This window comes from Caballeronia udeis (assembly GCF_001544555.2).
GTDB classification, from domain to species: domain Bacteria; phylum Pseudomonadota; class Gammaproteobacteria; order Burkholderiales; family Burkholderiaceae; genus Caballeronia; species Caballeronia udeis.
This window is the reverse complement of sequence record NZ_FCOK02000022.1, coordinates 31,212-52,038: the sequence shown is the minus strand read 5'-3', so window position 1 is coordinate 52,038 and position 20,827 is coordinate 31,212. Positions and strand designations below refer to the sequence as shown.

At 61.3% G+C, this 20,827-nt stretch carries 21 protein-coding genes; 20 read left to right on the top strand and 1 reads right to left on the bottom strand.

The features are described 5' to 3' along the window. Positions 1 to 16 precede the first annotated feature (16 nt). The 7 genes from AWB69_RS17490 (at position 17) to AWB69_RS17460 (ending at position 7,412) form a co-directional block, all read left to right on the top strand. Positions 17 to 1,417: an MmgE/PrpD family protein gene (locus AWB69_RS17490; RefSeq protein ID WP_197500265.1), complete on the top strand. Its 1,401-nt coding sequence runs from the start codon at positions 17 to 19 to the stop codon at positions 1,415 to 1,417. Then, complete coding sequence (locus AWB69_RS17485; RefSeq protein WP_062086933.1) at positions 1,414 to 2,814, top strand: MmgE/PrpD family protein; 1,401 nt, start codon at positions 1,414 to 1,416, stop codon at positions 2,812 to 2,814. The genes AWB69_RS17490 and AWB69_RS17485 overlap by 4 nt, the downstream gene beginning before the upstream one ends. Continuing rightward, the gene (locus AWB69_RS17480; RefSeq protein WP_063977833.1) at positions 2,811 to 3,323 is read left to right on the top strand and encodes a flavin reductase family protein; all 513 of its coding nucleotides are present in this window, start codon (positions 2,811 to 2,813) and stop codon (positions 3,321 to 3,323) included. Before AWB69_RS17485 ends, AWB69_RS17480 begins: the two co-directional genes overlap by 4 nt. A gap of 127 nt (positions 3,324 to 3,450) precedes the next feature. Continuing rightward, positions 3,451 to 4,605 carry an amidohydrolase family protein gene (locus AWB69_RS17475; RefSeq protein WP_062086931.1) on the top strand — a complete coding sequence of 385 codons (1,155 nt, stop codon included), beginning with the start codon at positions 3,451 to 3,453 and terminating at the stop codon, positions 4,603 to 4,605. A gap of 296 nt (positions 4,606 to 4,901) precedes the next feature. Further along, positions 4,902 to 5,540 carry a GntR family transcriptional regulator gene (locus AWB69_RS17470; RefSeq protein WP_197500264.1) on the top strand — a complete coding sequence of 213 codons (639 nt, stop codon included), beginning with the start codon at positions 4,902 to 4,904 and terminating at the stop codon, positions 5,538 to 5,540. A gap of 531 nt (positions 5,541 to 6,071) precedes the next feature. Further along, entirely contained in the window at positions 6,072 to 6,350 is a 279-nt protein-coding gene (locus AWB69_RS17465; protein ID WP_062086925.1) for a DUF4148 domain-containing protein, read from the top strand. Between the two features lie 414 nt (positions 6,351 to 6,764). Then, positions 6,765 to 7,412 carry a GntR family transcriptional regulator gene (locus AWB69_RS17460; RefSeq protein ID WP_063977840.1) on the top strand — a complete coding sequence of 216 codons (648 nt, stop codon included), beginning with the start codon at positions 6,765 to 6,767 and terminating at the stop codon, positions 7,410 to 7,412. A gap of 34 nt (positions 7,413 to 7,446) precedes the next feature. On the opposite strand, the gene AWB69_RS17455 is transcribed toward AWB69_RS17460, so the two are convergent. Further along, entirely contained in the window at positions 7,447 to 8,190 is a 744-nt protein-coding gene (locus tag AWB69_RS17455; RefSeq protein ID WP_062086921.1) for a class II aldolase/adducin family protein, read from the bottom strand. 293 nt (positions 8,191 to 8,483) lie between these two features. On the opposite strand from AWB69_RS17455, the gene AWB69_RS17450 reads away from it, so the two are divergent. The 13 genes from AWB69_RS17450 (at position 8,484) to AWB69_RS17390 (ending at position 20,816) form a co-directional block, all read left to right on the top strand. Beyond that, positions 8,484 to 9,224, top strand: a complete 741-nt coding sequence (locus AWB69_RS17450) for an SDR family oxidoreductase (RefSeq protein ID WP_062086915.1) — start codon at positions 8,484 to 8,486, stop codon at positions 9,222 to 9,224. An 86-nt stretch (positions 9,225 to 9,310) separates the two neighbouring features. Further along, entirely contained in the window at positions 9,311 to 10,117 is an 807-nt protein-coding gene (locus tag AWB69_RS17445; RefSeq protein WP_062086913.1) for an SDR family NAD(P)-dependent oxidoreductase, read from the top strand. A 144-nt stretch (positions 10,118 to 10,261) separates the two neighbouring features. Continuing rightward, positions 10,262 to 11,023 carry an alpha/beta hydrolase family protein gene (locus tag AWB69_RS17440; RefSeq protein ID WP_062087054.1) on the top strand — a complete coding sequence of 254 codons (762 nt, stop codon included), beginning with the start codon at positions 10,262 to 10,264 and terminating at the stop codon, positions 11,021 to 11,023. A gap of 79 nt (positions 11,024 to 11,102) precedes the next feature. Beyond that, positions 11,103 to 12,005 carry an NAD(P)-dependent oxidoreductase gene (locus AWB69_RS17435; RefSeq protein WP_062086910.1) on the top strand — a complete coding sequence of 301 codons (903 nt, stop codon included), beginning with the start codon at positions 11,103 to 11,105 and terminating at the stop codon, positions 12,003 to 12,005. Next, positions 12,002 to 12,376: an NIPSNAP family protein gene (locus AWB69_RS17430; RefSeq protein WP_062086908.1), complete on the top strand. Its 375-nt coding sequence runs from the start codon at positions 12,002 to 12,004 to the stop codon at positions 12,374 to 12,376. Before AWB69_RS17435 ends, AWB69_RS17430 begins: the two co-directional genes overlap by 4 nt. A gap of 20 nt (positions 12,377 to 12,396) precedes the next feature. Continuing rightward, complete coding sequence (locus AWB69_RS17425) at positions 12,397 to 13,446, top strand: amidohydrolase family protein (RefSeq protein ID WP_062086906.1); 1,050 nt, start codon at positions 12,397 to 12,399, stop codon at positions 13,444 to 13,446. Next, on the top strand, positions 13,443 to 13,784 hold the full coding sequence (locus AWB69_RS17420) for a NifU family protein (protein ID WP_062086904.1): 342 nt from the start codon (positions 13,443 to 13,445) through the stop codon (positions 13,782 to 13,784). Before AWB69_RS17425 ends, AWB69_RS17420 begins: the two co-directional genes overlap by 4 nt. Then, entirely contained in the window at positions 13,781 to 14,833 is a 1,053-nt protein-coding gene (locus AWB69_RS17415) for a fumarylacetoacetate hydrolase family protein (RefSeq protein WP_062086902.1), read from the top strand. The genes AWB69_RS17420 and AWB69_RS17415 overlap by 4 nt, the downstream gene beginning before the upstream one ends. 17 nt (positions 14,834 to 14,850) lie before the next feature. Continuing rightward, positions 14,851 to 15,963: an amidohydrolase family protein gene (locus tag AWB69_RS17410; RefSeq protein WP_062086896.1), complete on the top strand. Its 1,113-nt coding sequence runs from the start codon at positions 14,851 to 14,853 to the stop codon at positions 15,961 to 15,963. Next, on the top strand, positions 15,960 to 16,367 hold the full coding sequence (locus AWB69_RS17405) for an iron-sulfur cluster assembly protein (protein ID WP_062086894.1): 408 nt from the start codon (positions 15,960 to 15,962) through the stop codon (positions 16,365 to 16,367). The genes AWB69_RS17410 and AWB69_RS17405 overlap by 4 nt, the downstream gene beginning before the upstream one ends. After that, positions 16,364 to 18,067: a GMC family oxidoreductase gene (locus tag AWB69_RS17400; protein ID WP_062086892.1), complete on the top strand. Its 1,704-nt coding sequence runs from the start codon at positions 16,364 to 16,366 to the stop codon at positions 18,065 to 18,067. The genes AWB69_RS17405 and AWB69_RS17400 overlap by 4 nt, the downstream gene beginning before the upstream one ends. Before the next feature lie 37 nt (positions 18,068 to 18,104). Further along, entirely contained in the window at positions 18,105 to 19,469 is a 1,365-nt protein-coding gene (locus AWB69_RS17395) for an MFS transporter (protein ID WP_062086890.1), read from the top strand. Between the two features lie 303 nt (positions 19,470 to 19,772). Continuing rightward, positions 19,773 to 20,816, top strand: a complete 1,044-nt coding sequence (locus AWB69_RS17390; protein ID WP_062086888.1) for a porin — start codon at positions 19,773 to 19,775, stop codon at positions 20,814 to 20,816. The last annotated feature ends 11 nt before the right edge of the window (positions 20,817 to 20,827 follow it).

The following is a 20,827-nucleotide window of genomic DNA, read 5'->3' as shown; positions in this document are numbered from 1 at the left end:
GGACAGGAACACCAAGATGAGCACGATCGCACAGCACTACGCGCGGTTTGTCCGCGAAGCAACGATTCCCGACACCGTATTCGAAGAGATGCGCTGGCATACGCTAGACACCATCGGCGTATGTCTCGTCGCCAATTCATTGGCCTACGCGCGTCTCCTGGCCGAACTCACGATCGCTGACGGCGGCGCACCTGAAGCCACGCTGCTAGGCCTTGCTGAACGCGTCCCGGCAAGAAGCGCGGCGTTTTTCAACGGTTGCCTCGGCCACGGTCTGGACTTCGACGATACGCATCTCGACGCGGTCCTGCATCCGACGGCTACCCTCTTTCCTGCGATGCTGGCATTAGCGGAGAAATACCGGCGCTCCGGCCCCGACCTGCTCACCGCGATGGCCCTCGGGATCGAAATGACTGCACGCCTTGGGTTGGCTGGCGGCCCGGCGCTGCTGCGCCGCGGCGTTCATCCGACCTCGTCGTGCGGGACGCTCGGTGCCGCGCTTGGCGCGGCGTGGATGATGCGCCTGAGCGAACAGCAAACAGTCAGTGCGATCGGCATTGCAGCCGCTCATGCGTCAGGTTTGCATGAAAGTACGATCGACGGTTCATCGAACAAATGCATTCACTCGGGCATTGCCGCGCAGGCAGGGTTGCTCGCTGCAGAGTTGGCCTCGCGCGGCTTCACGGCGCCCGCCACGTCGATCGAAGGCACTTACGGGTTTCTGCCGTCTCTCGCCGGCGAAGGCGCTTACGACCTCGCGGAACTCACGCATGAACTGGGCTCGCGCTGGGAGGCCACGCGCCTCGCCTACAAGGTCTATCCGTGCTGCCAGGGTCTGCATCCGTACATTGACTGCGCGCTCGATATCGCCGCGCGACACAGTTTCGCGCGGGAAGACATCGAATGTATCGAGGTTCGCGTCAGCACCTTGATCGGTCTTCGGCTATGCGAGCCCATTGAAGAAAAAATTGTTCCGCCTAGCGAGTACGGCGCGAAGTTCAGCATGCCGTACGCGGTCGCCTCCGCGTTGATTGACCGCGATGTCAGCCACGCAACCTTCCTGCCCGACACCGTCCGCCAGAATTGGCGCAGCGATCTTGCACGCAAGGTCCGCTACGTCGTCGATGAGCACTATGCCGAAGGCGTCGCGCTGCGCGGCTACGTCAGCGTACTGCTACGCGATGGGCGCGAACTGACTCAGCAGACGCTTGCCTGCCGCGGCACGCCGCAAAATCCGTGGTCGGCCGAATCAATCACGCGCAAGTTTTTTCAGAACGCCGTGCCGGCCGTCGGCGACGAGCAAGCAACACGTATCTTCGAATGCGTGTCGCAGCTTCGCGCAACGAGCGACCTGCGCCACTTCACAGCATCACTCGCTTGCTCACCTGGTGCTGTAGCAGTCGATCTGGAGTCCGTATGAATCACGCGATCCCAAGGTCTTCGACCTGTAGCGAAACACTGGGGCACTTCGTCGCCGCACTGAACTATGACGCGTTGCCTGCGCCCCTCGCGCGTAAGCTGAAGCTTCACGTGCTCGATGCGCTAGGCGTCGCCATCGCGTTTCGCGAGGAACCGCTGGCGCGCCAACTTCTCGACATGGCAGCAGCGGATGCTGAACTCGCGGCCTGTTCCCTCATCGGCACGACGCAGCGCAGTTCGGCGCGCACCGCCGCATTCGTCAACGGCGCAATGATGCACGGGTTCGACTTCGATGACATCCACCTCGACTCGCTGACCCATCCCGGCGCGGTAGTGCTCCCTGCGGTCCTGGCGCTCGCGCAGACAGAACGGGTGAACGGCCGTACCGCGCTCGCTGCGCTGGCTGCCGGTATCGAAGTTTGCATCCGCATAGCGGCGTCAGGCGCCGCGGCCATGGCGAAAAACGGTGTTGCACCGCTGTCGGCTTGCGGGGCATTCGGCGCCGCGGCCGCAGCGGCGCGCGTGCTCGGTTTATCTGGCGACCAGACCGCGCTCGCGATCGGTGCCGTGTCCAGCTTTGCGGCCGGTTCGCACGAGTGGACCGCCGCGTCATGCAACTTCAGACTGGTGAGCGCCGGCAGCGCAGCCAGCGCGGGCGTCGTCGCAGCAAGAATGGCGCAGCGAGGCTTTCTGGGTTCGCGTTCCGCTATCGAAGGCAGTAAAGGTTTTCTCAATGCGTTTGCGGGTGCCGGTGCCTACCAACTCGATGTTATCGGAAGCGATCTCGGCCAACGCTGGATGACGGCCGACCTGCGATTCAAGCCATATCCCGCTTGCGATGGCGCACAAGCCTATATCGAATCCGCAATCGATCTGCGCAGGAGATTACAGCTAACAGCCGACGACGTTCAGAAGGTAATCGTGTGCGTCGACGGGGCAGCCGCAGAACTGTGTCAACCGTACGACGCGGGAAACGAAGTGCCGTCGCCCGAGCGCACCCGCTTCAGCATGAAGTACGCGATCGCGCTGGCGCTCAGTGAAGGCAACGTGCGGCTCTCTCACTTCGCTCAGGATTGGGCTGCGACCCACTCACGCGTCTGCGCGCTGGCGCAGCGGATTCATCTGGAAACCAGTGCACGCGACAACAACGGCGTACGCGCATCCGGCCAGTTAAACATCCATACCCGCGATGGCCACGAACACGCAAGCAACCCGGATATTGCCCGGGGAACGGAAACGCCAGAAGCCGAGGCGCAACCGCTCATCAGAAAGTTCTTCGACTGCACGGCGAGCCTTCCGGCAGCCGCACAGACCGCGATCATTGAACACGCCTTGCAGCTTGAGACAGCAAGCGATCTTCACGAGGTCGTGCCGATTCTTATGGGAGCGCAGTCGTGACAGACGTTACGCCGAGCGTTGCAGAGGGACTGTCGCCGCAGGTGTCACTGCGCCAGGCGCTGAGCGCCTTCTCGACAGGGGTAACCATCTTGTCGACCGCATCTTCCACGGGCGACCCCGTCGGACTGACGGCCAACTCGTTTAACGTGCTGTCGCTCGAACCACCACTCGTACTCTGGTCGCTGCGCACGAGCAGCGGCTGCGCAGAGACGTTTCTGGCCGCTTCTCATTTCACCGTCAACGTGCTGTCGGAGGACCAGATCGACATTTCGCGCCGGTTCGCGCGGCCCGGCGACGACCGCTTCGAGGGTGTGACATGGCGTTTTGGTCCCGGCGCCGTGCCGCGGATTCAGGGCTGCGCCGCGATTTTCGAATGCCGCATCGTGTCGCATCAGACCTATGGCGATCATGTTCTGTTCATCGGCCTGGTCGAAGAGCATCGCTATCAGGCCCGGCGCCCATTGATTTTTCATCACGGGAAATACCATACGCTAGGTCAACCGCTTTGATAGTGCATGACACGCACCGCGAAGTTCTCCTTACTTTACTGCCTGACAGCAATTCGATCAGGCAGGGCCATTTGGCAAACCGACGCTTACCCAGCCCATTCAACACAACCTATGTTCAGGAGTTAGCATGAGACAACGTTGCATCTCGGGAGATTCGCACATCGACCTGTCGTGGTTGCCGCCAGACCTGTTCGTCGCTAACGCGTCGTCCGCCTATCGCGACCGTATGCCCTACGTGGAGGACACGCCGAAAGGAGCGCGCTGGACCACCCGCAGCGGCCTTCACCTCGGCTTTGCTTGCGGCCTTGGCGCAACCGGCCGCCCTTATGAAGCCGGCAAGCAGGAACGCGCCGACAGAATGGCCGCCGAAGGCCTCTTCGAAGACGGCAAGCGCGGGGTCCGGCGGATTTCCGAACCTCATCTGCGAGTCATCGACCAGGATCGCGACGGCGTCGACGGAGAAATCCTCTACGGTATCCTCGGCATGTCGGAACGTCTCAAGGACGAGGAAGCGTCCATCGAGATGCTTCGCGTCTATAACGACTGGCTCCGCACGTTCTGCTCACACTATCCGCAGCGCCTGCTTGGCCTCGCCAACATCCCCTGTCACACACCGGAGATGGCGCTTGAAGAAGCGCGCCGTGTCGTACGCCTGGGCGGTCTTCGCGGTCTCGACATGGCCGCGGCATCGCCCGTCGCCAAGCCGTACTACCATCCGGACTGGGATCCATTCTGGGCGTTCGCGAGCGAAGCCGGCATGCCGGTGCACTTTCATACCTTCGGGCCGGAATTTCCACCCCAGTGGGAGACATGGGATCCGGCGACCAAGGAAGGCGCGCGTGGCGCGGCTTTCGCATGCGGCCAGTTTTTCCGAGCGGCCCGCGTGCTGACCGGGCTGGTGATGGGCGGCGTGCTCGAACGCTTTCCGAAGGTCAAGATTGTCTTCGCCGAATCCGGCGTGGGCTGGATTCCGTACATTCTCGACCGTATGAACTGGTCCTGGGATGAGGAATTCAGGCATACACTCAAGCTATCGCTGCGGCCATCGGAATACTGGCACCGGCAATGTTTTGCGTCGTTCCAGACCGAAGAGTCTGCCTTACCGGTGCTCGAACTGGTCGGTCTCGACAACATTCTTTGGGCCTCGGACTTTCCCCATCCCGACGGCATCTGGCCCGACTCCCAAGCCTATATCTCGAAGCTGTTCGGTCATCTGAGCGCGGATGATCGCGACAAGGTCGCGTTCCGTAATGCCGCGGGTCTATACGGTTTGCCCGTCTGACCATGCAAGTGGCGCAGGCCATTGAGCGCTCCCCACGAGCCGGCTTGCAAAAGCAGGTGATAAAGTCACGGCCGGTCACATTCATGCAACGACCGGCCGTTGCCCGTTCAAGCGTCGAAGCAAACGGTTTTCAGCGGCCGCAAGGGACTGGCAACCGGTCGACGGGGCGTGCTGCACCGGATCGTCGGACGATAATGCCCTTTTAGCCCGATCCGCGCTAAAATCCATTCGTTATCGTAGTTTCGGGGGCCGCTAAAAACATGACTTCAGAGCATCAGAGCGTCGACGTTTCGACGGTGGAACTCGTCATGTCACATATTCGCGAGGGCGTTCGCAGCGGTCGATTTGCGGTGGGCAGCAGAATCATTGAAGCCGAATTGCGCAGAATCCTGGGCGTGAGTCGAGGTTCGATCCGTGAAGCAGTCTCGCGCCTTGCCGCGGAGGGCCTGCTCGAGGTCAATCTCTATCGCGGCGCATCGGTGCGCGCGCTCACGCCCGAGGACATCAAGGACTTACTCGAGATCCGCGAAGTCGTCGAAGGTCTCGCGGCCAGCAAAGCCGCCTCACGCATTCATCTGGGCGATAACGCGGAGCGCCTGCGGCTCGCCCAACAGCACCTCGATGCCGCTGAAGACGATGCTGACGACCCTGATGCCTATTTCCGGGCCAACGCGCACTACCACAGCCTCCTGATCGAAATTGGCGGCAATTCGCGGCTTCCGGCGATGCTCGATCATCTCTACACCACGTTCTTCCGCGCGCAAGCCGGCGTGCTGATGAATCACGCCAGCGTGCGCCGCTCCAACGACGATCACCGCAGGATTTCCGATGCCATCCTGCGCGGCGATACCGGATCCGCCGAGATGCTGATGCGCTGTCACATCCAGCGCACCGCCTACAGCCTGGCCCATCTGATACAAAAATCCGCCACGTGACTTGCCGGTCGACATTGCGAGCTTCGACGTGAAGATCCACTGCCACGCGGAGCGCGCACAGTTCCCGGCTTCGGCGTGGCTGCGTAACCTCATGATCGACGCGATGCACGAATTCGAGTAGCGCCCGAACCGGATCGGACGGGCCAAAACAAAACCGGTTTTTGACAGCTCGGTCGGGCTGTCCGATCAGAAAAGCGCGTTCGATACGGCATCGCTCACCGGCGCCGCCGAAATGGCTGCGCCGTTGCGCGCGCATCCGGCTTTCCTGCAGCGCCGTGCACGTTCTAAGGAATCCGCCCGACAGGCAAGCTTCCCGGCTTCCTTCGCTCGCTGTTGCACCCCCCGCTAATCGATGAAATAGACTAATGAAAAAGCACGTGGATTATCCGCTGAAAAACAATGGAAAATTGCGAATTCAAGCGTTCTTCCTTACGTTCCAATCCATTAAACTTTAACGATCGCTCATCAAAACTCCGTTGGCATTAAAGCGGATTTTGAGAATTCAAAAAGCATCTTCCGCTGGAAAACATAATGAAATCGTCTCTAAACACATTGTTCACCGCTTTCCTGCTCACTGTTCCCGTCGTGTCATTTGCACAATCGAACGAGCCGTTGACCCGCACGCAAGTCCGAGCTGAACTTGTTCAGCTCCAAAAAGCCGGCTTTGAGCCCTGGATGGGCAACAGCCCAGAGTACCCAGGAAATTTCCAAGCGGCAGAAGCGCGTATCGCCGCCCAAATTAGAGTAGGACAGGCCAATAGAGTGTCCGTCGACCCCGCTCTGAACGATTCGTCGCAGTCCGGACGGTAAGCCGAACTGCTTGACATGTGGCGGCGTGTAGCCGCTCTTCAACCTAACGGGTCATCCCTTCGCCACCAAGGAAACGGTGAAATGGGCGAATAACCTACTTCGGGTGGTGTCGACAAGACCGTCGCACATACAAGATGGCGTAATCCCCAATTCGCTCTATGCGATTTGATTAACTTGCCCCTGTATCGCAAGTTGGAAGTTCGGTGCACTAATGGCTGGCCCACCGTTTCAATCAGAAGGCGCGGTTGTGCCGAGGCAGCAAAATCTCCGACTGGCCAGGTTCAAAGCCGGTGCAAAATCGATCGGTGTACAAGGCAAATTCACTTCGAATGCAATGTGCTACGATGCACTGCGCAAGGCGGCTTGCGCCTTGTGAAACCATCATTGCCGCGCATCGAAACCTTCACGCCATCAATGTCAGACAGTACACAACTGCACCATCAGGTTACCGAGATCCTACGCGATAAAATCGTCGATGGCGTATTGCGGCCGGGAACACCTATTTCCGAGCGCGAGCTTTGCGAGGAACTCAGTGTGTCACGCACCCCGCTGCGCGAGGCCTTGAAAATTCTAGCGTCCGAAGGACTCGTCCAGTTGTTCCGCAATCGCGGTGCGATTGTCAGTCCCATTTCAGTGGAAACCATTGAGGACAAACTGGCCGTGCTCGGCGCTTTGGAGGGCTATGCGGCACGGCTGGTCTGCCAGCACGCGAGCGACGAACAACTGAAGGAACTGTCAACGCTGCATCGGCGCTTCGTGAAGGATTTCGACACGGGCGAGCCCAGCCTGTATTTCGAGCGCAACCAGACGTTTCACCAGAAACTGGTCGAAATGACGGGCAACGTTGTGCTCATCGACATGCATGCACTGCTGTCGCGGCACGTGCGCCGCCCGCGCATTGAAGGCGTGCGGCAGCATTTGCCGACCCGCGTCGTCATCGACGAGCACAAAGCCATCCTTAAAGCCCTGCTCGCCCGCGACGGCGATGCCGCGCAAGCGGCAGCGGAAGAACACCTGAAGCGCGTAGCGCAGACAGTCGTCACCTACTTTCGCATGCGCTAGCAGCAACGGTTCACAGCAGTCACGTCCATGCCGCTCATTGCGCGTAGGAGGTGTCGCTTCGCTCGAGCATCCGCAGATACGCCGGCCATGCCGCCCCGCCGCGGCCTTCGTCATGCTGCGCAAACTGCCGCACCGTACGCTCGCAAATCAGCTCGCCGATCTCGATCACATTGCTGCCGGCCGCCTGTAACAACAGTTGTATCCGGCATGCATCGAGCAGATCCTTGATCTGGATGAAGGCGCTCGGAGCACTCGACGCCACGGTCAGCACGCCATGGTTGCGCATGAACAGCGCGCTGTTGTCCGCCAGATTGCGCTCGATACGCACGCGTTCATCCATGCCGTCCGTGATGCCCTCATACGGGTGGTAGCCAATGCGCCCGTAAAATCGCGCCGCGTATTGCGACAACATCAGCAGCGGCGCCTCGCATGCCGACAGCGCAATGCCCTCGGCGGTATGCACGTGCAACGCGCAATTCACGTCGGGCCGGCTCATCAGCACGCCGCCATGCAGCACGAAGCCAGGACGGTTGACGCCGGTCCGTTCATCGAGATCGCCGTGAACCGGCACCTTCACGAGATTCGACGCGGTGACTTCGCTGTACAGCAGATCGTGACGCTTGATCAGGAAATGATCGGGCTCGTCCGGCACGCGCAGCGAAACGTGGTTATAGATACCCTCTCCCCATCCATGTATTTCAACAAGGCGGTACACCGCTGCCAGTTCGACCCGCGCGTCCCATTCACTCTGCTCCACGGGCTTGCCGTTGTTCCTCATGTCTTCTCCGCATGCAAACGATATGTCTCGGGGCGGCATCTTGTGCGTTCGAGAGCCGGTAAGTCGCAATGAACTCGTAATGTATTCAAATTGGATTCAATCTCATTCTAGCGACAGACTTTATCGGCGTGCAAGAGAGAATGCACTCTGTTTGATGGGTTGAAGGGGTCGGGGAACCCGGGGTTGACAAGCGCTGCCGGGCAATCTACATTGAATTCAAATTGCATTCATATTGTCGCCAATGTCGATACACAGCGACAAACTGAGGTGGCAGACATATAAGGAGACAGGTCATGCAGTCCCATGAGCTGGATGGCAAGGTCGCGCTCGTCACTGGCGCGCCGCATGGCATCGGCGGTGCGATCTCGCATGCGCTGGCCCGGTGCGGCGCGTCAGTCGCGCTGAACTGGCCGGACGGCGAAGCCGACACTGGTGCCGTGTCCGAGGCTGTCGCAGACACACGCATCGTCGCGGTTCGTTCTCGCCGCGACGACACAAGCGACATTGCCCGCATGTTCGACGCGGCGGAACACGCGCTGGGTCCGCTGGATATTGTGATCAACGCGATGGAACCGGTACAGGAATGGGCCGATGTCGCCGATCTCTCCCTCGAAACTTATGACGCCATTACGCAGCAGGCGGCGAAGATGCCGTTCTTCGTCCTGCAGCAAGCGGCATTGCGCGTATGCACGGACGGCCGTCTGCTTTTGGTGATGCCCGACGCCACGTTGCCGGCCAAATTCACCGGCGCGGCACATGCGGGCGCGGCCGTGGCCGCCGCGGTCTACCTGCGGGTGCTTGCACGCGAAGTAGGTTCGCGCGGCATCACCGTCAACGCGATAGCACGCAATCCGTACGAGTACACGACCGGTCATGCGTCACAAGCATCGACCCGCGCGGATGCTCGCGTGGACCGCGATGGAGATCACGGCATGAGCGGGGACATCGCCGCGTTGACTGCTTTTCTCGTCGGCCCCGACGCGCGCTGGATCAACGGCCAGATTCTTCATGTAGATGGCGTACGGCCGGCCTAGCGCAATTCCGGCGTCCGGCGCCGGCGCACAACAAAAACCGCACAGGCAAACACGCAATCCGTGAGCCGTGCATCAGGAGACACAGGATGGCTACCGAGGACGATGCCTTCATGTCAGGCAACTTCGCTTCCCGCACTATGCAGACAGCGGCGCTGACCGGCCGCTGCGCGCTCGTGACGGGTGCGAGCCGCGGCATTGGCGCCGAGATCGCGCGTCGACTCGCGCAGAGTGGCGCGACGGTGGTCGTCAACTATCCGGACGAAACCGAAAGCGCGCACGCAAAGCAAACCATCGCATCGATCGAAGAATCCGGAGGCCGCGCGTTCGCATTCACAGCCGACGTTAGCGATCCGCAACAGATCCACGCACTATTTCAGCAAAGTATCGCTGTCTGCGGGGGCATCGACATCCTCGTGCTGAACGCCGGCGGCGATGCGGTGATCCGCCCGGTACTTGAGACCACCGAGGCCGAATTCGATCGGGTGATGACGCTGAATGCGCGCGGCCAGTTCGTCGCGCTCCAACTTGCCGCGCGGCATCTGCGCAATGGCGGCCGCATCATTTTCATTTCATCGAGCACCGCATCGCAGCCGTATCCGGGCACCGCCTCATACGCGGGTGCAAAGATCGCCAGCGAAGCTTATGTGCGCACTCTCGCCCGGCAAGTCGCGAAACGCGGCATCACGGCCAATGTGGTGTCGCCCGGCATGACAGCGACTGAAAAGATGCTGTCGCAGACCACCGAGGCGCGCCGCGCGACGGTGATCGCCGCGACGCCGCTCGGCCGGATCGCGACGACGGCGGATATCGCGGACGTGGTGCATTTTGTCGCGACCGATGCCGCGCGGCTTTTGAATGGCCAGGTGGTGCACGTCAACGGCGGCTTGTTATGAAGACCCACGACGATTTTCGACAGCTATCCGCGCTCATACGGACAGCGCCGCTGGTTCTGGGGCGGATTGACGGCCCAGGTGCGCGCCGGCGAGCCGCCACGTTCGCAAGCGGCCTCAACCCCGATCCTGCATACGGAGAAACCTGTGCCCAGTGATGTTTATTCCTGTTCCGATCACACCCTCACCGGCGGTGACGTGCCGCTCGCGGTGCGCCACTACGCGCCGGCTGTCAGCGGCGCGGCCCCCGCGGTCATCCTCGCGCCCGGTGGCATTGCGACCGGCATGCTCGACAGCATCGACTGGGCGGCGTCGCGCTTCGCCGCGGCAGGCTTTCATGCGTTGTCGATGACCTATCGCTCAGGCTCGCCGCTGCATGACCCCGACGATATCGGCCTCGTGCTCCACTGGCTGCGCGATCGTTCCGAAGTGCTGAAAGACAATATCGCTGTGTTCGGCATGTCGCGCGGCGGCATGAGCGCATTGCGCGCAGCGGCGCTCATGCCCACGCTAAAAGCGGTCATCACGTTCGGCTCGCCGACGGATCTGCTGCAGCATGTGCGCGGTGTCGCACCTTACGCGCCAGGCCGGTACGCCATGCTGTGCCAGTGGCTCGGCGGTCAGCCTGACGAACATCGCGAGTTTTACGAAACAGTCCAGGCATTCAGCTACGCGGATCGCATCCGGCAACCCGTGCTCGGTATCCACGGACAGTTTGACATGCACGTCCCGCCGGAACAGACCTTGTGGATGAACGAAGCGCTGCAGCGTCATGGCAACAGCCGCGCTGAAGTTCATTTGATTCCATTCATGAACCACTACGCGGACGTTACGCCGACGTACCAATTCGGCTTTGACCTGGTCATGCAGCCCGCCAACGAGTTCCTCAAGGGCGTGTTCGCAGGCTGACCATTGCGGGCGCCTTTGGCGCCCCAGACAAGTTGCGCGTCAGATTGAATTCAAATTGCATTCACTCAGGAGGTACTTCATGTCGAGACGGGTAGGCATCATCGGAGCGGGACTCATGGGACTGCCGATGAGCAGCAACTGGATCTCGCAGGGTTGGGAAGTGATGGGTTTCGACGTCGATCCGGCACGCCGCGCATTGCTGGCGGCAGCCGGCGCAAAGGTGGCGAGCGACATGGCGCAGGTGACAGACTTCGCCGCGTTCATCGTCGTATCCTTGCCGTCGAGCGCAGCGCTCGACACGGCGGTTGACGAACTGGTTCGGATAACTCATCGGGAACATGTGATCGCTGAAACCAGCACGCTGGCGATCGCTGACAAGGAACGCGCGGCGCAACACTTCGCCAACGGCAGCGGCGCGACATTGCTTGACTGTCCGTTGATCGGTGGCGCGGTGCAGGCCAAGAGCGCTACGCTCACAGTCCTGGCGAGCGGCGACGAGGCCGCGAGTCGTGTCATCGAACCGCTGTTCGCAGCCACCTCGCGGCAGTATCGATACGTCGGTTCATTCGGCACGGCGTCACGGCTCAAGTTCATCATCAATCATCTGGTCGGCACGAGTACTGTTCTGATTGCGGAGACCATGCAGTTCGCCAAGCGCGCAGGTCTCGACCTGGTACTCGTCGACGACATTGTGCGCAACAGCCCCGCGTCGTCGGGCATCTGGCAGGCACGCGTGCCGCTGATGTTGAGCGGCATCTACGACGACCCGGAGACCAAGGCCGCCGATCTCGCGATCCCGTTCAAGGACACCCGCATCATCGCGGACTTCATCGCGCAGCACAGCGCGGTGACACCGCTCTTTGACGCGGCACTCGATATCTACCGTGTCGCGCAGGAACAGGATCGGGCTCATCAGGACGCCGCGGCGCTTTTCGAAGTATTCGAAACGCTGAATGCTCAACGCGGAGGACCGCCGCAATGATCATCGAACAACGCTTTTATCAATTGCGCCCCGAATGCATGAAGCCTTGGCTCGCGTTGTGGGAGCGTGCGGCGTTACCGCTCCAGCTCGAATACATCGGCTCATTCGGCGGCAGGTTTCTCGGCATGTATCTGAGCGAAGTCGGCCAGGTCAACGAGATCACGCATTTGTGGCAACACCTCGACATCGAACGCCGCATGGCGATGCGTGCAGTGCTCGAATGCGATTCTCGCTGGGCACTGTACCGCGATGAAGTAGACGCGCTCGCGCCGATGCTCTCGATGCGCAACACGATCCTCAGGCCAACACCCTTTTCCCCCGCTGCGCTTGAACCGGTAACGACAGCAGAACCGCTGCACGAAAAACAATAGACATCTGAAAGGAGTAACCGATGATTGATGACATCTTCATCTTCGATAATGTGATCCACCTGTATGACATGTCCACGCCGAATCTGCGTGAGGACCGCCCGGAAGCCGAGGAAACGCGCGACCGTATCCTGAAGTACGTGAAGGCGTTGCGCTGGCCCGGCAACCCGGAGCTGGACGATCCGGCATTCAATTGGGCGCGCCGCTGGGAAGCCGAGGATATGTACGATCTCGTGTTCAAGCAGTCGCCGACCGACATGGCGATGACCCAGGTCGTGCCGATGTTCGACTGGTTCAAGGACTGGGAGTCTCCGATTGTGACCCAGCATGCGATGGCTGCGGCCTACCCGGACCGCGTGATGTTCTGCGGCGGCGTCGACCCGATGTATCGCGGGCTCAATCACGCGCTCGACCAGATCGACTTCCAGATCAAGGAACTCGGCGCACGTTCGTTCAAGTTCTATAACGGCCACGACCGCATACCCGAATGCTGGCGCTGCGACGACGAACGCTTCGCTTATCCCATGTATGAACGTGCGCTCGCGGGCGGTGTCAACGTGTTGCAGTTCCACAAGGGCAACCCGTGGGGCCAGCAGAATATGGAGTACCTGAATCCGACCGACCTGCAAGGCCCGGCGCGCGATTTTCCGGAGATCAGCTTTATCGTGCATCACCTCGCGCTGCCTTACTTCGAGGAGATGGTGTCGATTGCGGCGCGCTTTCCGAATGTCTATCTGTCCCTCGCCGGCTACATCAGCTTCTACCGGATCGCGCCGCGCCGCGTGCAGGAACATATCGGACGCCTGCTCCAGATGGCCGGCCCGGAAAAACTGCTATGGGGTTCCGAAGCGGCGCTCGCGGGCGGCCCCACGCCAACGCTCAACGCGTTCATGGAAATGGAGATTCCCACCGATCTGCGCAGCGGCTATGGCTATCCGCAGATCACGCGCGAAGACAAGAAGAAGATCCTCGGCGAAAACTTCGCGCGTCTGATGGGTGTCGACATCGAACAGAAGAAGGCGGAGTTTGCCCGCGAGGCCAACCCGGCATCGGCATCGGCGGAGGTCTTGTGAAGATCGATCGCGAACAACTCGCCGGGACCATCGACTCGCTGTCCCGGCTGATCCGCGCGCATGCCGGAGGCATCGAACTCGTCGAGGTCGACGATCAACACGGCGTCGTGACGGTGCGTTACACCGGCATGTGCGTCGGTTGCGAATTTCGCCCGGTCACGACGGAGGGTTCAGTACGCCCCGCGTTGCTGGCGGTCGCCGGCGTAACCGATGTACGCGTCACCGGCATGCGCATCTCCGCCGAGGCTGAGGCGCGTCTCTCGGAAGCGCTCGCGCCCTACCATCTGCAAGCGCGCGCCACCCGCCTCGTCAACACTTCCCAGAGAGTGCCGCAATGAAACTGGTCTCCTATTCCTGCGCAGCGGATCCGGGCAACCGCGCGGGCGCGCTGCTGAACCATCTCGACGAAACCGGCGAGCATCTCGACACGGTTGTCGATTTGCGCCGCGCGTATGCGCTGTACCTGTCGGACGTCTCGGGCGATCCGTTTGCGGACGGCATCGCTGCAGTTCGGATCCCAGCTGACCTGACGCAGTTCATCATCGGCGGCGCGCAGTCATTTGAAGCGGCGAAACAAGCGCTGAGCTACGTCGAAAACGCGCTCGGGCGCCGCCGCCACGCGCCGCTCGTCAAAAGCCGCGTGCTGTTGCCGCTCGAGAGCGTCCGGCTGCTTGCGCCGATTACCCGCCCCGGCAAGATCGTCGCCATCGGCGCGAACTACGCCGGCCATATCAAGGAAGGACGCTCGACCGGTGTACTTGGCGAATTGCCCGCCTACCCCGTCGCGTTTCTGAAGATGTCCTCGGCCGTCGTCGGTCCCGACGAAGCGATCGTCCGCTCGCGCCACACCCAGGAGCTGGATTACGAAATCGAATTGTCGATGGTGATCGGCAAGCGCTGCCGCGACGTCGCGGCCGAAAACTGGCGTGACGTGGTGGCCGGTTTCACGATCGTCAACGACGTCAGCATGCGCGATCTGATCGTCGAGGAGAAACCGACTGGCGTGGTCTTTCAGGGCAAGAACCTCGATGCGACCTGCCCGCTCGGACCGTGCATCGTCACAGAGGACGAGATCGCGGATCCGGGCGCTCTGGACATCCGTCTGCGGGTCAACGGGGAGACGCGTCAGAGTGACAACACCAGCAACATGATCTTCAGTTGCGCACAGATCATCGCCTACTGGTCATCGCGTCTGACGCTCGAGCCTGGCGATATCGTCACCACCGGTACAACAAGTGGCGTCGCCGGTTTCAACCGCCGTTTTCCTGAGCGGCTGCTCAAGCATGGCGATGTCGTCGAGGCGGAAATCGAAGGCATCGGCGTGTTGCGTAATCCCGTCGCCGACGAAGCGACCACGCATGCCGAAGCGTTGCCGCAAAGCACCTGATCAAACTGGAGTTCACCATGCAATCCCCACAGAACCGCTGGCCTCTCGACGATGTATTCGTCATCGACTCGACCGTCCACGGCTACAACACGTTGCCCGAGAATCACGTCGATGGAAAATACAAGGAACGTGTCGCGATCCAGCTCTCCGACACGCTCTATGCCGGCCATAGCAAGCTGATTCCCGATGGCGACCCAAAATGGGCGCTGCCGCACGAACGCTTCCGGCATGCGTCCGATCCGGATTTGATGGGTCATGCCCTGTTCGCTGAAAGCCAGACCGACGTATGCATCTATCACGGCACGCCGCTCTACGGCATCTATCGCGACGGCGGCTCGCCGCTGGCGGTCGGGCGTGCCATGCGGGAACGCTGGCCGGACCGCGTCGCGCTGTACGGCCCGGTCAGCCCGTGGCAAGCCGATGCGCTCGACAGGATCGACCGCTTGGTCGAAGAGGACAAAGTGCTCGGACTCAAGTTCTATCCAATGGACCTGGTCGACGGCGAAATCAAGAGTTATCGCCTCGACGATCCCGAGATCGCCTTTCCGCTGCTTGAGCGCGCACAAAAGCTCGGCGTGAAAATGATTGCCACGCACAAGGCGATTCCGCAGGGTCAGGTGCCGAGCGAGCCGTTTGCGCCGTTCGATGTCGCGGGCGCCGCCACCGCGTTTCCCGACATGACGTTCGAAGTCGTGCACGGTGGCATCGCCTTTCTCGAAGAAACGGCGTGGCAAATGCAGCGTTTCCCCAACGTCACCGTCAATCTCGAGGGTAGCAGTGCTTATCTGTTGCAGCGCTCGCCGCGTCGCTTCGCCGAGCTACTCGGCTCGCTGCTGATGTGGGGCGGTGAAGACCGGATATTCTGGTCGACCGGCTGCATCGCGCATCATCCGCGGCCGTTCATCGAACTGTTTTGGGACTTCCAGATTCCCGAGGACATGTGCCGCGATTATGGCTATCCGGCATTGACAGAGCAGATAAAACGCAAGATCCTCGGTCTGAACCACGCGCGCTTTCTCGGCTGGGACGTGGATGCGCTGCGCCGCAAACTGGCAGGCGACGAATTCGGCCAGCTTACGTCGCTGGCTGCGCCATGGAGCGGCACGCTTCAGCGGGAGCGCGCGGCATGATCGAGGAAACCGATATCCGGCACGCCCTGAATCAAGTGATCGATCCTTGCAGCGTGGCCGCGGGGTGTGCTGCCGGACTCGACGACATGGGGCTCGTGCGCAGCGTCTCGTTGCACGACGAGTCTGGCGGCACGCATGTCGAAGTCGTCATCGCGGTCACCGAATATGGCTGCCTGATGGGCGCGCCTTTTGCAACCGAAGCCTACAAGGCGCTTTGCGCGTTGCCCGGCGTCGCGCATGTGGACGTCCTTCTCGACGACCGCTTCGACTGGGTGCCTGAAGACATGAATCACGCTTATCAAGCGCGGCTGCACGAACACCGTTCGCGGCGCCTCGGTGTGATTCCGGTGCGAGTCATAGGCAGCAGGGAAGAGACCGCACATAACCGGAAGTGTGGACCGTGAACGCAGTGTTCGACTATCTGATCATAGGCGCCGGCGCAGCGGGATCGGTGCTCGCAAACCGGCTGTCGGCAGATCCGCGGGTCAGCGTCGCGCTGCTTGAAGCGGGGGACGACGTGGTAGCGCATGGCGTGCCCCCCGACGTTCAAAGCGTGTTCCCGTTATCGGCCTTCAATCCGCGCTACATGTGGCCCGATACGCGGGTACATTGGCGCACTGCGCAGGACTCGCCGGCGGTGCCGTTGCAACAGGGTCGCAATGTCGGCGGCAGTTCGTCGATCATGGGCATGTGGGCATTGCGCGGCATGCCCGGGGACTACGACGAATGGCGCGACAGGGGCGCCGAAGGATGGGGTTGGGACAACGTGCTGAGCTGGTTTCGCAAGCTCGAACACGACATCGATTTCGACGGTCCGATGCACGGCAACGATGGTCCGGTGCCGATCCGACGCGAAAGAGCCGCGGACTGGCAACCGCTCGCCCGGGCGGTCGCGGCGGCCGCGGGTGCGGCGGGCTTCGCACAGATCGACGACATGAACGCGGAGTTCAGTGACGGGCACTGTTCGTTGCCGATCAGCCGCTTTGAAACATCGCGTGCCTCTGCGGGGCTCTGCTATCTCGACGACGCAACACGGCGTCGTACCAACCTGACAATTCTTTCGCATACCGAAGTGCGCCGGCTGCTGGTCGAAGGGGCACAGGTCGTCGGCGCATTGGTGTTGCGCGACGATGGTTCTCTATTGCCGATCCGCGCGCGCCACACGATCGTCACGGCCGGTGCGCTGCGCACGCCAGCGCTGCTGCTGCGCTCGGGCATCGGGCCGGGCGACGCATTGCAGGCGCTTGACATACCGGTCGTCGCCGACCTGCGCGGCGTCGGCCGTAATCTGCAAAATCATCCGATCCTCTACACCGCCGCACTGCTTCGCCCCGCCGGCCGCGACGCGCCAGGCTTGCGGCCCGCCGGCTCGACATTCATCCGCTGGTCATCAGGCATTGAGTCGTGTACGTCGGGCGATCTGGGTCTCTATGTGCGCAGCTATCTGTCGTGGCATGCGTTGGGCCGCAGACTGGCATCGCTTGCACCGGTATTGATGAGGCCGTTGTCGCGCGGCACCGTCACGCTCGATCCCGCGAACCCCGACACCGCTTCCCGGATCGAATTCAACTTCCTCGCCGACGACCGCGACGCCACGCGCCTCGCGCAAGGTTTCGATCTGACCTGTTCGCTGTTTGATGCACCGGAGGTGAAGGCCATCTGCCATCCGCCGTTCGTGCTGGAGGACGCGCAGCGGCTGATGCGCTTTAACCAGTTGTCACGCGTCAACGGCATGCGGGCGAGAGTGGCTGCCGCATGGATGGATATCGATCCCCGTGGTGGCCTGCGCGCCTTGCAGCGGTATGCACGCCTGACACCGCTCGCCCCGCTGCGCCAGGACCGCGAAGCGCTGATGAGTCACATCCGCAACACCGTCACCGGAACCGGCCACGTGTGCGGCACCTGTTCGATGGGCAAGGCGAGCGACCCGTTTGCCGTGACCGACGCCAATGGCGCCGTATACAAGATTGGCGGTCTTCACGTCGCCGATGCATCCGTCATGCCGGTGGTTCCCGCCGGCAACACGCATATCCCGACAATCATGGTCGCGGAGAAGCTTGCCGCGTCGATCATGAACACGGTCCCCCGGCGCAAAACCGGATGACCGTCGGTTTACCATATACACATAAAAGAGGTTTCAGATGGAGACAGGTAACCGTATCGACGTCGCCGCCGTCATCGACGGCGCGAAGTTCAGCGCCTTCCAGTGGCGCGTGTTCATCCTGCTGTTCATAGTCATCATCTTCGATGGCTACGACACGCAGGCGATCGCCTTCGTCGCCCCCGCCATCTCCGCGCAGTGGAAGCTGCCGGCGGCGGCGTTCGGACCAATCTTTTCCGCAGGACTCGCCGGCACTGTGTTGGGCGCAATTTCGTTCGGTATGCTTGCGGACCGGATCGGACGACGCTGGCTGGTGATCATGTCGGTCGTGATGTTCGGCTGCCTGACCTGGGTGTGCAGCCTCGCGGACTCCTATACTGAGTTGCTGGTCTACCGCCTGCTGGCGGGTATTGGACTGGGTGGCGCGCTTGTGAATTTTCTCGCGCTCGCCTCCGAATATGCACCCGAGCGCCTGCGCAACACCGTCGTCACGATGAGCATGTGGGGGTTTCCGCTTGGCGCCGTCATAGGCGGATTGTTCGCGGGACCGATGATCGAGCATTACGGATGGAAGTCGATTTTCTATCTTGGCGCGCTTCTGCCGTTGCTCTGCGTGCCGGTGCTGATCGGGCTGATGCCAGAGTCGGTTCGCTATCTCGCATTGTCGCCCCGGCACCGCGCCAAGATCGCGATCGTGCTCTCGAAGATCGATCCGCAACGCGGTTTCCGGCCGGATGACACTTACTTCGTAGCTGAACCGAGCACGCGGCGCGGCAGCGTGATTGCCCTGTTCCGCAACGGTTTCGGATGGCCAACCGTGCTGCTGTGGTTCACGCTGTTTGCGAGCCTCGTGATGACGTACTGCCTGATCAACTGGATACCGTCACTTTTGCGACAGGTCGGCATGCCGATCCGGCAGGCAGTGCTCGGCACCGTGATGATCAATTTCGCTGCGATCATTGGCAGCCTGGTCGTGGTGCGGTTCGCGAAACGCCGCACGCTGACGCGGCTCGCCGGTGCGTATGTGATCGGCGCGGCGGCAGTTGCCGGCATCGGCCTCGTCGGCAACCAATGGCTGCCGATCATGACGTGCATCTTCTTCGCCGGCTTCTTTGTGATAGGTGCGCAACTGGCCGTGACGGCCTACATCACCGGCTACTACCCGACCACGATCCGCGGAACTGGCGTTGGCTGGGCGCAGGGTGTGGGCCGCTTCGGGTCCCTGATCGGACCGTTAGCGGGAGGTGCCGTGCTGTCCATGAGCGCGCAGCCCTCGCAGATGTTCCTCTATTGCGCGATACCTCCGCTCGCGGCTGCACTGGCGTTGCTCGCGCTCGCCCGGCTCACCGCGCGGCGCTCCATGCCCATGCAAGTCACGCTGCGCGCCAGTCCGCCGCCGCAATAACAAAGCGTATCGGGCGCAAGGCGGGAGCTTCACGCGGCTGGCTCGCGGGGCTTCGCAATGAATGTCTCTACATGCTCGCGCGATGAGGCTCTGCCCTATCGCGGGCGACAACGGTCGCGGCCTCGCCACGACCATCCGTACCTGTCCGGCCAACACCCTCACTACAATCGCGGATAGGTAAAAACTCCAAGTGAATTTAAATTGAATTCAATCTAAATTCAAATTGACGACGTGGGATTGGGTACGCGGCCAGCTCGTGTGAACGAGACGTTCATCACCTAGAAAAAAATTCAGGAGACGCAAGTGAGGAAGAAACTCGCGCTTACGATGCTGCTCGTGTCGGGCAGTGCATGCGCACAAAGCAGCGTCACGTTATGGGGCAGGCTGGATGCCGGCATCCAGTATCTATCGAACGTTGCGGGAGCGAATGGCACGCGCTCGGCGCTGTGGAGTGCCGATAGCGGGGACGCGGGCGCTAGCGCCTGGGGCCTCAGCGGCTCGGAGGATATCGGCAACGGCTACAAGGTCAATTTCAAGCTGCTCGATTACATTATGGTCACGAGCGGCCAGAGCTCGAATCCGTTCTGGCAAAACGCCTACGTGGGCTTGTCGGGACCCTTCGGTTCGTTTCGCATGGGTCGCGACGATTCAATCATCAAGGACGGCAGCTTCGACTACGATCCGCTCTATCAGCAACACATCGGCGTGGAATCGATCGTACGTGGTGCGAACTGGCCGAACTTCAGCAACACGTTCAGCTACTACTCGCCGTCCGTAGGCGGCTTCGACGCTGGCTTCCAGTATTCGTTAAGCGGCGTACCGGGCCAGTTCAACAGCGGCCGGGTCGACGGCCTGCAATTGACTTATCGCTTCGGCGCGTTTTCAGCGCGCGCGATCTACCAGGAAGTGCGCGATGCCAATGGACAGTTCAGCGATCTGTTCAACGACCAGAAGCAGCTCTTTGTCGGTGCGGCCTACACCGGCAGCATCTTCAAGTTCCAGGCTGCCTATACTTACATGGCGGCGCCGCAAGCTGCGGCAACGGCGCCACGCTACGCAGACTACGCGTGGATCGGCGCGACCTACAATGCGCCCGGTCCGCTCAAGGTGGCAGCAACCGTCGCACACATTCATCAGCGCGACGGACATGGCAGCGCCACGCTGATCGCAGGAGGCCCGACCTACAGCCTGTCCAAACGGACCTACCTGTACGCGACTGCAGGTTATGTGATCAACGGCAAGAACACTAATTTCAGCCCTGTCGAGCAACCCGTCGGCTCGGTTTATAACCCTGCGCTGGGTCACAATCAGTTGGGCTTCTTCAGCGGCATCATGCATTATTTTTAAGTCCGTTCGCG

Excerpts from the sequence above, each read along its gene's own strand:
- AWB69_RS17405 (WP_062086894.1), top strand. The coding sequence starts at position 15,960 with ATGATCGAGGAAACCGATATCCGGCACGCCCTGAATCAAGTGATCGAT.
- AWB69_RS17395 (WP_062086890.1), top strand. The coding sequence starts at position 18,105 with ATGGAGACAGGTAACCGTATCGACGTCGCCGCCGTCATCGACGGCGCG.
- AWB69_RS17435 (WP_062086910.1), top strand. The coding sequence starts at position 11,103 with ATGTCGAGACGGGTAGGCATCATCGGAGCGGGACTCATGGGACTGCCG.
- AWB69_RS17465 (WP_062086925.1), top strand. The coding sequence starts at position 6,072 with ATGAAATCGTCTCTAAACACATTGTTCACCGCTTTCCTGCTCACTGTT.
- AWB69_RS17445 (WP_062086913.1), top strand. The coding sequence starts at position 9,311 with ATGGCTACCGAGGACGATGCCTTCATGTCAGGCAACTTCGCTTCCCGC.
- AWB69_RS17430 (WP_062086908.1), top strand. The coding sequence starts at position 12,002 with ATGATCATCGAACAACGCTTTTATCAATTGCGCCCCGAATGCATGAAG.
- AWB69_RS17475 (WP_062086931.1), top strand. The coding sequence starts at position 3,451 with ATGAGACAACGTTGCATCTCGGGAGATTCGCACATCGACCTGTCGTGG.
- AWB69_RS17410 (WP_062086896.1), top strand. The coding sequence starts at position 14,851 with ATGCAATCCCCACAGAACCGCTGGCCTCTCGACGATGTATTCGTCATC.
- AWB69_RS17450 (WP_062086915.1), top strand. The coding sequence starts at position 8,484 with ATGCAGTCCCATGAGCTGGATGGCAAGGTCGCGCTCGTCACTGGCGCG.
- AWB69_RS17460 (WP_063977840.1), top strand. The coding sequence starts at position 6,765 with ATGTCAGACAGTACACAACTGCACCATCAGGTTACCGAGATCCTACGC.
- AWB69_RS17490 (WP_197500265.1), top strand. The coding sequence starts at position 17 with ATGAGCACGATCGCACAGCACTACGCGCGGTTTGTCCGCGAAGCAACG.
- AWB69_RS17485 (WP_062086933.1), top strand. The coding sequence starts at position 1,414 with ATGAATCACGCGATCCCAAGGTCTTCGACCTGTAGCGAAACACTGGGG.
- AWB69_RS17415 (WP_062086902.1), top strand. The coding sequence starts at position 13,781 with ATGAAACTGGTCTCCTATTCCTGCGCAGCGGATCCGGGCAACCGCGCG.
- AWB69_RS17455 (WP_062086921.1), bottom strand. The coding sequence starts at position 8,190 with ATGAGGAACAACGGCAAGCCCGTGGAGCAGAGTGAATGGGACGCGCGG.
- AWB69_RS17425 (WP_062086906.1), top strand. The coding sequence starts at position 12,397 with ATGATTGATGACATCTTCATCTTCGATAATGTGATCCACCTGTATGAC.